Genomic DNA, 9,707 nt, shown 5'->3' with positions numbered 1-9,707 from the left:
GATGGCCTTGGCCAGCGCGATGACCAGGTTGGCCCCGAGCGCGACGAAGACGGTGACGGCGGTCCGGGCGTCCTGGCCCCCCTGTGCGTCGGGCCCGTCCGGCTCAGGTCGGCTGTCCGGTGCGTCCGGTGCGTCCGGTGCGTCCGGTGCGTCCGGTGCGTCCGGTGCGTGCGAGGGCTCCGGTGGGTCCGGCGTATGCGGTGTGCGCGGTGTCCCGTGCCGGTCGGAGGGGGACGTCGAGGAACGGCTCATCGGCGGGAAACTCCGTAGGCGGAAGTCCGTGCCGTCCTGGTGGCGCTCTCCGCCGGGGGCGGCCGGACGGCCTGTCCCTCTCGCGGGTGTCCCGATGCCGGGACCTCAATCGTGACGTGCGCACCGTGGCATGCCCCGACGTGCGCATCATGACCCGCCCCGACGACGGAGCGCGCCCCGCGTGAGCCATCCGGACCACGGGGCGCGCTCGGATCGGGGCAGCCGGCCCGACGGGTCCGATCAGCCGGCCGGAGTGTTCGGGGAGGCGGGCACCTTCGGCAGCTCGCTGAAGATGTCGAGCCCCATGGCGGCGGCGATCAGCAGACCGATCACGCCGAGCGCCACCGCTCCCCAGGCCACCGCGGACACCCAGGGTGCCCCGGTCGTGACGGGCCGCCGCTGGCGCAGCAGCACCACAGCGGCGATCACCACGGCGGCCAGCGCGAAGAGCCCGTTGACGAGGGCCGTGGTGTGCCACGGAGTGCCGTACACCGTGGCGATCTGATCGGCGGCCGACCCGGACTGGGCCTTGATCTGGCCGGTGAGCTGCTTGCGCTCCTGGAGCATGGTGCCGAGCCAGGTGCCGGAGAGCGAGGCGAGCCCGAGGCCGGCGGCGACGACCGAGGCGGCGCCGGGGAGGACGCTCGGCATGGTGGCCGGGGCGGGAGCTCCGATGTCGTCGGACGTTTCCTCGAGCTCCGGTGCTTCCTGCGGGTCCGAGGTTTCCTGCGGGTCCGAGGTTTCCTGCGGGTCCGGAACAGCGTTCGGGGCACCCTCCGCCGTGGCTTCTTCCTCGCCTTCCGCGGGCCGCACGGCGGTGTCGGTCGGTTGGTCGGTCTTGGTGGTGTCCATGTGCCGCAACCGTACGGACCGAAGATGAAAACCCACTGAGAAAGCGATGTCCTTCGGCCGGCGGCACCGGCCGGGTGGTGGCCGGCCGGCCCGCATACGCTGACCGAAGGGTCTCACCGATGGCCTGGGACCTGTTCGCCGTACGACGGGAGTACCCCGTGGTCTCGTCCACCTCTGGCGGCGGCGCCTCCGATGGCGGGGCACGGCACAGGTTGCGCGGATGGCTGCTGGCGGGCCTGACCGATATCGCCAAGCGCCAGCCCGGCCCGTACGCCGAGCAGGAAAGCGCACACGACGGCCGGCCGTGGTGGCGGGTCATGTGCCTGACCGGTCTGGACTACTTCTCCACCCTCGGCTACCAGCCCGGTATCGCCGCCCTGGCGGCCGGGCTGCTCTCCCCGCTGGCCACCGTGGTGCTGGTGGTGGTGACCCTGGTGGGCGCGCTCCCGGTGTACCGCAGAGTGGCCGAGGAGAGCCCGCACGGCCAGGGCTCGATCGCGATGCTGGAGCGGCTGCTGACTTTCTGGAAGGGCAAGCTGTTCGTCCTCACCCTGCTCGGCTTCGCGGCCACCGACTTCCTCATCACCATCACCCTCTCCGCCGCCGACGCCACCGCCCACCTGGTGGAGAATCCGCATTTCACCTCGACCCTGCACGGTCATGAGGTGGCCGTCACCCTGGTCCTGGTGGGATTGCTCGGCGCGGTGTTCCTCAAGGGGTTCACCGAGGCCATCGGGATCGCGGTGGTGCTGGTCGCGGTCTATCTGCTGCTCAACGCCGTCGTGGTGGCGGTCGGGCTGTGGCATGTCTGCACCGCGCCGCATGTGATCCCGGACTGGTCGCACGCGCTGGTCGCCGAGCGCGGCAGTCCTCTGGTGATGATCGGCGTGGCGCTGGTGATCTTCCCGAAGCTGGCCCTCGGCCTGTCCGGGTTCGAGACCGGAGTGGCCGTCATGCCGCATATCGAGGGCAAACCGGGCGACACCCCAAAGCGTCCCGCCGGGCGTATCCAGGGCGCCAGGAAGCTGCTGACCACCGCCGCGGTGATCATGAGCATCTTCCTCATCACCTCCAGCTTCATCACGACCCTGCTGATCCCGCAGCAGGAGTTCGAACCGGGCGGCGCGGCCAATGGGCGCGCCCTGGCCTATCTCGCCCATGAGTATCTGGGCTCGGCGTTCGGCAGCGTCTATGACGCCTCCACCATCGCCATCCTGTGGTTCGCGGGCGCCTCGGCCATGGCCGGACTGCTCAACCTGATGCCCCGCTATCTGCCGCGCTACGGCATGGCACCCCACTGGGCGCGCGCGGTCCGCCCGATGGTGCTGGTGTTCATCGCCGTCGCGTTCCTGGTGACCTGGCTCTTCAAGGCGGATGTGGACGCCCAGGGCGGCGCCTACGCCACCGGTGTGCTCGTGCTCATCACCTCCGCCGCCATCGCCGTGACCATCGCCGCCCGGCGCGCCCGGCAGCGCGGCTGGAGCATCGGCTTCGGCGTCATCGCGGTGATCTTCCTGTACACCACCGCGGTCAATGTCATCGAACGGCCCGACGGCGTGAAGATCGGCACCTGCTTCATCGCGGGCATCCTGGCCGTATCGCTGCTGTCCCGGGTCGCCAGGGCGTTCGAGCTGCGGGTCACCAGCGTGACGTTCGACCCGCTGGCCGAGCGGTTCATGCGCGATACCGCGCACCGCAGGATCCGCTTCATCGCCAATAAGCCGGAACGCCGCGACCTGGCCGAATACCGGGAGAAGCAGCACCAGATCCGCGCGGACAACGACATCCCGCCCGAGGACGACATCATCTTCGTCGAGGTCACCGTCGCCGACCCGTCCGAGTTCGAAAGCGAGCTCCAGGTGTGCGGAGAGGTGGTGCACGGCCGCTACCGGGTGCTGACCCTACAGAGCGCCACCATCCCCAACGCGCTGGCGGCGCTGCTGCTGTGGGTGCGGGACGCCACCGGGCAGCGCCCGCACATCTACTTCGAGTGGACGGAGGGCCATCCGCTGGCCCACTTCCTGCGCTTCTTCCTCTTCGGCCAGGGAGAGCTCGCCCCCGTCACCCGTGAGGTCCTCCGCGAGGCGGAACCCGACCGTGGCCGTCGCCCCCATGTCCACGTCGGCTGACGAGGGGCCCTGGGGCGGCCGTTGACGTCAGGGCGCCACCGGCTCCTGCTCCGGCTCCGCGGCGGGCAGGCTGTCCATGAACGAGCTCACCGAGAACACCGCCCGCCCCGGCCCGGGCGGGCCGTACCCCGGTGGCGAGGCCAGCCCGAAGTCCTCCAGCGTCGCCCGGTAGGTCTCCAGCAGCCGGATGTGGTACTCCAGCGGGGCGCCTTGCGGATTGGCCTTGCCCAGCGGTGTCGTCGGCTCGGGACACCAGGTGGTGAACCGGGGCACGACACCGTGCGACATGAAGAACCGCAGCCCCTCGGCGGTGGAGTCGATCGCCTCGGCCACGGAGGAGAAGCCGAACGGCTCGGCCATCTCCACACCCGCGACGAAGTTGGGAATCACATTCCGCGCGCCGAACACCTCGGTCGAGTCCAGGATCCGGCGGTGCCACTCGTCGCGGCCGATGTAGCGCTCCTTGCCCGGGCAGTACAGCTCGAACAGCCGCCGGTCCCACACCTCGAAGTTGGGGTGGTAGATCCGCACCCCGTAGTCGTGGAACCGCTGGACGTCGGCCTTGGGCAGCGCCTGCGCCACCACCTTGCCGATCCACCGGCCCGGGAAGCGCTCCTCGATGGCCTTCGCGTACTGGCCGTAGAAGTCGGCCTCGTCCCGGCCGCCGATATGCGAGGTGATCGCGCCGCCGGTGAGGGTGTACGCCTGGGAGGTGCGGGCGGTGTCATGGCGGTCGATGATCTCCAGCGCCTCCAGCACCTCCTCGACCGGCTTCACCCCGGTGTACGGGCGGCCCGCCGCCTTGTGCTGGCGCCAGTTGTGGTTGATGTCGCAGTACTGGCACTCCTCCTTGGCGCCGAAGTACTGGCACACCCGGAAGACCGTCAGATAGACCAGATAGCCCCACTGGATGGTGGGCGCGACCTCCATCACCGACTTGCCGTTCGACAGGGTGTGGCGGTAGTAGTCCGGCATCGGGGGCAGCCCCACATCGGCGATCCGCGCACCGTCCAGATACAGGCCCAGCGCACCGTCCTCCCCGGCCCGGACCACATATGGCGAGGTGGGGTTGACGCGGACGGACACCACGGTGCGGCGCAGGTCGTACGGCCCGCCGGTGAGCACGATCTCCTCGGGCGGCCGGTTGAGGGCCGCGGCGCCCAGCTCCGGCAGGGTGCGGTGGTCGAACGAGAAGATGAAATACGACTTCGGCTTGACGTCGCCGCCCTCGTTGCCGCTGAGCGCGGACTCGTCGAAGGCCATGCCGCCGCGCAGCAGGTCCTCCTTGATCACCGCTTCCCGGGGCACCTGGGGGAAGCTCGCCATCAGGCCCTCGACCAACTCGGTTCGTCTCTGGCTCGCCATCTGCTGCACCATCCCTGGCTCCCTGTGGACGCGGTGTGGTTCCCCCGCGGGCCATCTGCCGATCAACACCATAGATCAGCGTGATTGTTCAGCTCCAGGGTGTCCCCCCTCGCCACGACCGGCCGGACGGCCATGCGGTGTGCCGGCCTGGCGGGCGCCTCGGGGCCGGCCGATCTACGGTGGAAGGGCCATGGCTGTCAACCGGCTCGGCATGGTCGTCCACCAGGCCCGCCCCACCGCTGTCGCGGCGGCGCACACCGCCCGCGCCTGGGCCGCTGCCCATGACATCTCCTGCTTCGAACTGGACGTCTGGCGCGGCGACCAGCCCCGGCGCAGCGCCAAGGAGGAGGCCGCGGCCGCGGGCCACCCCGACCTGATCGTCACCTTCGGCGGCGACGGCACCTTTCTGCGCGGCGCCCGGCTCGCCGCCGTGAACGGGGCCGCGGCGCTGGGGGTGAACGTGGGGCGGGTCGGTTTCCTCACCGAGATCACCGTCGATCAGGTGGAGGACGCGCTGGACGCCGTCCACGACGGCCGTGTCACGATCGAGGAGCGGATGCTGCTCACCCTGCGGGCGTCCCGGCCGCTGGAGATGCCCGAGGGCATGGAGGCGCTGCTGCGTTACGGGCGGGGCCCCGTGCCGCCCCCGCCGAAGGTCCGCCCCGGCCGCGGGCCCGAGGAGGTCGGCTGGGGCATTCCGCTGGATGTCGTCGCCGTCAACGACGTGGTCTTCGAAAAGCTCGCCCGCGACCGCCAGGCGGGGCTCGGGGTGTATGTGTCCGGGCAGTTGCTCGCCTCGTACTCGGCCGACGCGATCATCGTGGCCACCCCGACCGGCTCCACCGCCTACAGCTTCGCCGCCGGCGGACCGGTGGTCTCCCCGCATATGGACGCGGTGGTCTTCACCCCGGTCGCCCCGCATATCGCCTTCGACCGCACCGTGGTGGCCGCGGTGGACGAGGCCGTCGCCGTGCGGGTCCTGCCGACCTCGGGGCGGGTGGCGGTCAGCCTCGACGGGCAGTTGCGCGGGGTGCTGGATCCGGGCGACTGGGTGGCCGCCTACCGGGCACCGAACCGGCTGCGGCTGGTGCGGCTCGAGCCGACGCGCTTCTACCACCGGCTGCGGGACCGCTTCCGGCTGGCCGACTCGCCCGCCGCCGACGCCGCCCCGCCGTTCTACCACCCCAGCTCCCCGATCCCCCCGGACCTGGCGCATCTGCGGCTGGTCTTCGACCCCCTGCCCCCGGAGGCGGAACACGGGGAGTGACGCCGAAGATGCGGGGCGCCCACCCCGATGCCAGGCTGAGTGATGTGACAGCTCACGCGTTTCACAGCGATCTCACGCTGCGTATCAACGGTGCTGACCGCCCCCTCACCCTCGACCACCGGGTGACCCTGCTGGACGCCCTGCGCGAACACCTGGCGCTGACCGGGGTCAAGAAGGGGTGCGACCACGGGCAGTGCGGGGCCTGCACCGTCCTGATCGACGGGGAGCGGGTCAACAGTTGCCTGGTGTTCGCCGTGGCCGCCCAGGGCCGCGACATCACCACCATCGAGGGCGTGGCGGGGCTCGCCGCCCCGGAGGAACTCCATCCGCTCCAGCGGGCGTTCCTGGAACACGACGGCTTCCAGTGCGGCTACTGCACACCGGGGCAGATCTGTTCCGCGATCGGCGCGCTCACCGAGGCCGCGCGCGGCTGGCCCAGCCATGTCACCGAGGACGTGGCGGCCGGAGTCGGCGCGTCGGGCGACCTGGACGCCGATGAGATCCGGGAGCGGATGAGCGGCAACCTGTGCCGCTGCGGGGCCTACCCCGGCATCGTGGCCGCCATCCGGGAGGTCGCCGGGGCCGACGGCGGCGGTGCCCCGGCCCGCGCCGGCGCGGCAGGAGGGGCGCGATGAAGCCGTTCGCCTACGAGCGCGCCACCGACCCCGGGGCCGCCGCCACTCTCGTGGCCGACTCCACCGAGACGGTGTACCTGGCCGGGGGCACCAACCTGGTGGACCTGATGAAGCTCGGGGTGACCGAGCCCGCCATGCTCGTCGACATCACCCGGCTCCCGTACGACACCATCGAGCACCGCCCGGACGGCGGTGTGCTCATCGGCGCGCTGGTCTCGGGCAGCCGGCTCGCCGGAGACCCCGGCGTCCGCGAGCGCTTCCCGGCACTGGCCGAATCGCTGCTGTCCGGGGCCTCCGGGCAACTGCGGACAGTGGCCACCACCGGCGGCAACCTGTTGCAGCGCACCCGCTGCGTGTACTTCCAGGACGTCACCAAACCCTGCAACAAGCGGCGGCCGGAAACCGGCTGTTCGGCCATCCAGGGACTCCACCGCGACCTGGCCGTGCTCGGCACCTCCGACTTCTGCGTGGCGAGCCACCCCTCGGACATGGCGGTGGCGATGGCCGCGCTCGACGCGGTCGTCCATCTGCGGCGGGTCAACGGCAGCCCCCGCGCGGTGCCGCTGAACGACTTCTACCTGCTGCCCGGCGACACCCCGGACCGCGAGACGGTGCTGCAACCGGGCGATCTGATCACCGGTGTCGAGCTGCCACCGCCCCCCGAGGGCGCCGCCATGTCCTACCGCAAGGTCCGCGACCGCTGGTCCTACGCGTTCGCCGTGGTGTCGGTGGCCGCCGTGGCCGCCACGGACCCCGACGGCGCACTGCGGGAGATCCGGCTGGGGCTCGGCGGCGTGGGCACCCGCCCCTGGCGGGCCCGCGAGACCGAGCGGCTGCTCCTCGGCCGGCAGCCGACCGAGGAGACCCTGCGGCAGGCGGCACGGGCCGAGTTCGCCTCGGCGCGCCCGCTGCCACAGAACGCGTTCAAGATCGATCTCGCGGTGGATGTCATCACCTCGGCCGTACGCGACCTCGTGGGAGGGCAGCGTCGATGACCACGCTCCAGCGGACCGTGGGCGCGGAGGTGACCCGTGTCGAAGGACGCGAGAAGGTCACCGGCACGGCGCTCTACGCCTATGAGTACCCGGTGCCGGACGCCCTGTACGGGTGGGCGGTGCAGTCCACCATCCCGCGCGGCAGGGTGCGCGCCGTCGACGCCGCGGCGGCCCGGACCCTCCCCGGCGTGATCGCCGTGCTCGACAGCGGCAACGCGCCCCGGCTGCACCCGACCGACGATCCCGAACTCGCCGTGCTGCAATCCGCCGACGTCGCCTACCGGGGGCAGATCGTGGCGGCCGTGGTGGCGGACACCTTCGAGACGGCCCGTCAGGCCGCGGCGGCGGTGCGGATCGAGTACGACGTGGACGACCACGACTGCGAGCTGACGGACGGCGATCCGCGTATCGTCGTCCCCGACACGGTCAACGGCGGCTATCCGGGGCACACCGAGAACGGCGATGTGGAGGCCGCCCTCGCCGCGGCGCCGGTCGTCCTCGACGCCACGTACACCACGCCCCCGGAGCACACCTGCGCGATGGAACCGCACGCCACCCTCGCGGTCTGGGACGGCGACTCGCTCACGCTCTACAACGGCGACCAGGGCCCCTGGATGACGGCCGCCAAACTGGCCGGGCTGTTCGGCCTGCCCGAGGGCGCGGTACGGGTCGTGGCCGACCACACGGGGGGTGGTTTCGGCTCCAAGGCGGTGCCCCGCCCGCCCGCGGTGCTCGCCGCGCTGGCCGCCCGCGCGGTGGGCAGTCCGGTCAAGGTGGCCGCCACCCGGCAGCAGATGTTCACCATGGTCTCGTACCGCACCCCCACCTTGCAGCGCGTCCGGCTCGGCGCCGAACGGGACGGCCGGCTCACCGCCGTGTGGCATGACGCACTTCAGCAGAGCTCCACCCTCGCCCCGTACTGCGAGCAGACGGCCACCCCCGCCCGCACCATGTACGCCGCGCCCCACCGCCGCACCACCCATCGCCTGGCGCGGCTGGATGTGCCCACCCCGTCGTGGATGCGGGCCCCCGGCGAAGCGCCCGGGATGTTCGGGCTGGAGAGCGCGATGGACGAACTGGCCGTGCGGCTGGGCATGGACCCCATCGAGCTGAGGCTGGTCAACGAGCCGTCCGTGGACCCCGAGTCCGGCCATCCGTTCAGCAGCCGCAACCTGGTGGCATGTCTGCGGGAGGGCGCGGCGCGCTTCGGCTGGGCGGGCCGCGACCCGGCCCCGGGGCGCCGCCGGGAGGGGCGATGGCTGGTCGGCACCGGAGTGGCGGCGTCCATCTTCCCCGCCATCACCTGGCCCGCCACCGCGACCGCCCGGGTCGAGCCCGACGGCGCGTTCACGGTACGGATCGCCGCGGCCGACATCGGCACCGGGGCCCGTACCGCGCTGACCCAGGTGGCGGCGGACGAACTCGGTGTGGGAATCGACCGGGTCACCCTCGACATCGGCCGCAGCGCCTACGGCCAGGCGCCGTTCGCGGGCGGCTCGATGGGCACCAGCTCCTGGGGATGGGCGGTGTCCAAGGCGTGCCGGGCGCTGGCCAAGCGGCTGGAGGAGTCCGCCGGTGCGATCCCGCCCGGCGGCCTGGAGGAACGGGCGGACACCGCCGAGGACGTCGCGGCGCGCCGGGAGTTCTCGCGCCACGCCTACGGCGCCGAGTTCGCGGAGGTGCGGGTGGACGCCGTCACCGGTCAGGTGCGGGTCGACCGGCTGCTGGGGATGTTCGCCGCCGGACGCATCATCAACCCCCGGACGGCAGGGGCGCAGTTGCGCGGCGCCATGTGCATGGGGCTTTCGACGGCGCTGCACGAAGGGCTCGAAGTTGATCCGCGGTTCGGCGACTTCGCCAACCACGACCTGGCCTCGTACCACATCGCCGCCCACGCCGATGTGCGGGACATCCAGGCGCACTGGATCGATGAGCACGATGACGAGCTGAACCCGATGGGCAGCAAGGGCGTCGGGGAGCTGGGCATCGTCGGCACGGCGGCGGCCATCGCCAACGCGGTGTACCACGCCACGGGGGTGCGGGTCCGCGATCTGCCGATCACGCTCGAGCGGGTGCGCGCGGGGCTGCCCACCCCCTGAGCGGCCGCGCGGCCAGTGGCTCCGGGGGCGGCGGCCGCTCGTCGCTCCTGGGGCTGTCCGTGCGGGCGGGGCTTCCGGGGTCGCCCGGCAGTGGCTCCGGGGGCCGTCCTGCG

7 protein-coding genes and 1 pseudogene are annotated in these 9,707 nt (G+C 72.0%); 5 read left to right on the top strand and 3 right to left on the bottom strand.

Annotation, left to right across the window (positions count from 1 at the left end):
* Positions 1 to 252, bottom strand: a pseudogene (locus KN815_RS36135) (cation diffusion facilitator family transporter); the annotation flags it as partial.
* Positions 253 to 492: 240 nt separating this feature from the next.
* Positions 493 to 1,104: a hypothetical protein gene (locus KN815_RS36130; RefSeq protein WP_216346068.1), complete on the bottom strand. Its 612-nt coding sequence runs from the start codon at positions 1,102 to 1,104 to the stop codon at positions 493 to 495.
* A 119-nt stretch (positions 1,105 to 1,223) separates the two neighbouring features.
* Between KN815_RS36130 and KN815_RS36125 the strand changes: the two genes are divergently transcribed.
* Positions 1,224 to 3,233 carry an APC family permease gene (locus KN815_RS36125; protein WP_253209451.1) on the top strand — a complete coding sequence of 670 codons (2,010 nt, stop codon included), beginning with the start codon at positions 1,224 to 1,226 and terminating at the stop codon, positions 3,231 to 3,233.
* Positions 3,234 to 3,260: 27 nt separating this feature from the next.
* Here the strand turns inward: KN815_RS36125 and KN815_RS36120 are convergent, their stop codons facing one another.
* Positions 3,261 to 4,598: a radical SAM protein gene (locus KN815_RS36120; RefSeq protein WP_216346070.1), complete on the bottom strand. Its 1,338-nt coding sequence runs from the start codon at positions 4,596 to 4,598 to the stop codon at positions 3,261 to 3,263.
* A 190-nt stretch (positions 4,599 to 4,788) separates the two neighbouring features.
* Here KN815_RS36120 and KN815_RS36115 point away from each other — a divergent pair, with 190 nt between their 5' ends.
* From KN815_RS36115 to KN815_RS36100, 4 genes are read left to right on the top strand one after another with little or no spacing between them, the layout of a single operon-like run.
* On the top strand, positions 4,789 to 5,865 hold the full coding sequence (locus tag KN815_RS36115) for an NAD(+)/NADH kinase (RefSeq protein ID WP_216346067.1): 1,077 nt from the start codon (positions 4,789 to 4,791) through the stop codon (positions 5,863 to 5,865).
* Between the two features lie 8 nt (positions 5,866 to 5,873).
* Entirely contained in the window at positions 5,874 to 6,500 is a 627-nt protein-coding gene (locus KN815_RS36110) for a 2Fe-2S iron-sulfur cluster-binding protein (protein ID WP_253209452.1), read from the top strand.
* Entirely contained in the window at positions 6,497 to 7,495 is a 999-nt protein-coding gene (locus KN815_RS36105; RefSeq protein WP_216346066.1) for an FAD binding domain-containing protein, read from the top strand. Before KN815_RS36110 ends, KN815_RS36105 begins: the two co-directional genes overlap by 4 nt.
* The gene (locus KN815_RS36100; protein ID WP_216346065.1) at positions 7,492 to 9,594 is read left to right on the top strand and encodes a xanthine dehydrogenase family protein molybdopterin-binding subunit; all 2,103 of its coding nucleotides are present in this window, start codon (positions 7,492 to 7,494) and stop codon (positions 9,592 to 9,594) included. Before KN815_RS36105 ends, KN815_RS36100 begins: the two co-directional genes overlap by 4 nt.
* Positions 9,595 to 9,707: the final 113 nt, after the last annotated feature.

It is taken from the genome of Streptomyces niphimycinicus, from assembly GCF_018883605.1.
GTDB lineage: Bacteria > Actinomycetota > Actinomycetes > Streptomycetales > Streptomycetaceae > Streptomyces > Streptomyces niphimycinicus.
Note: the sequence above shows the minus strand (reverse complement) of the source record. Positions and strands in the feature narration are given on the sequence as shown.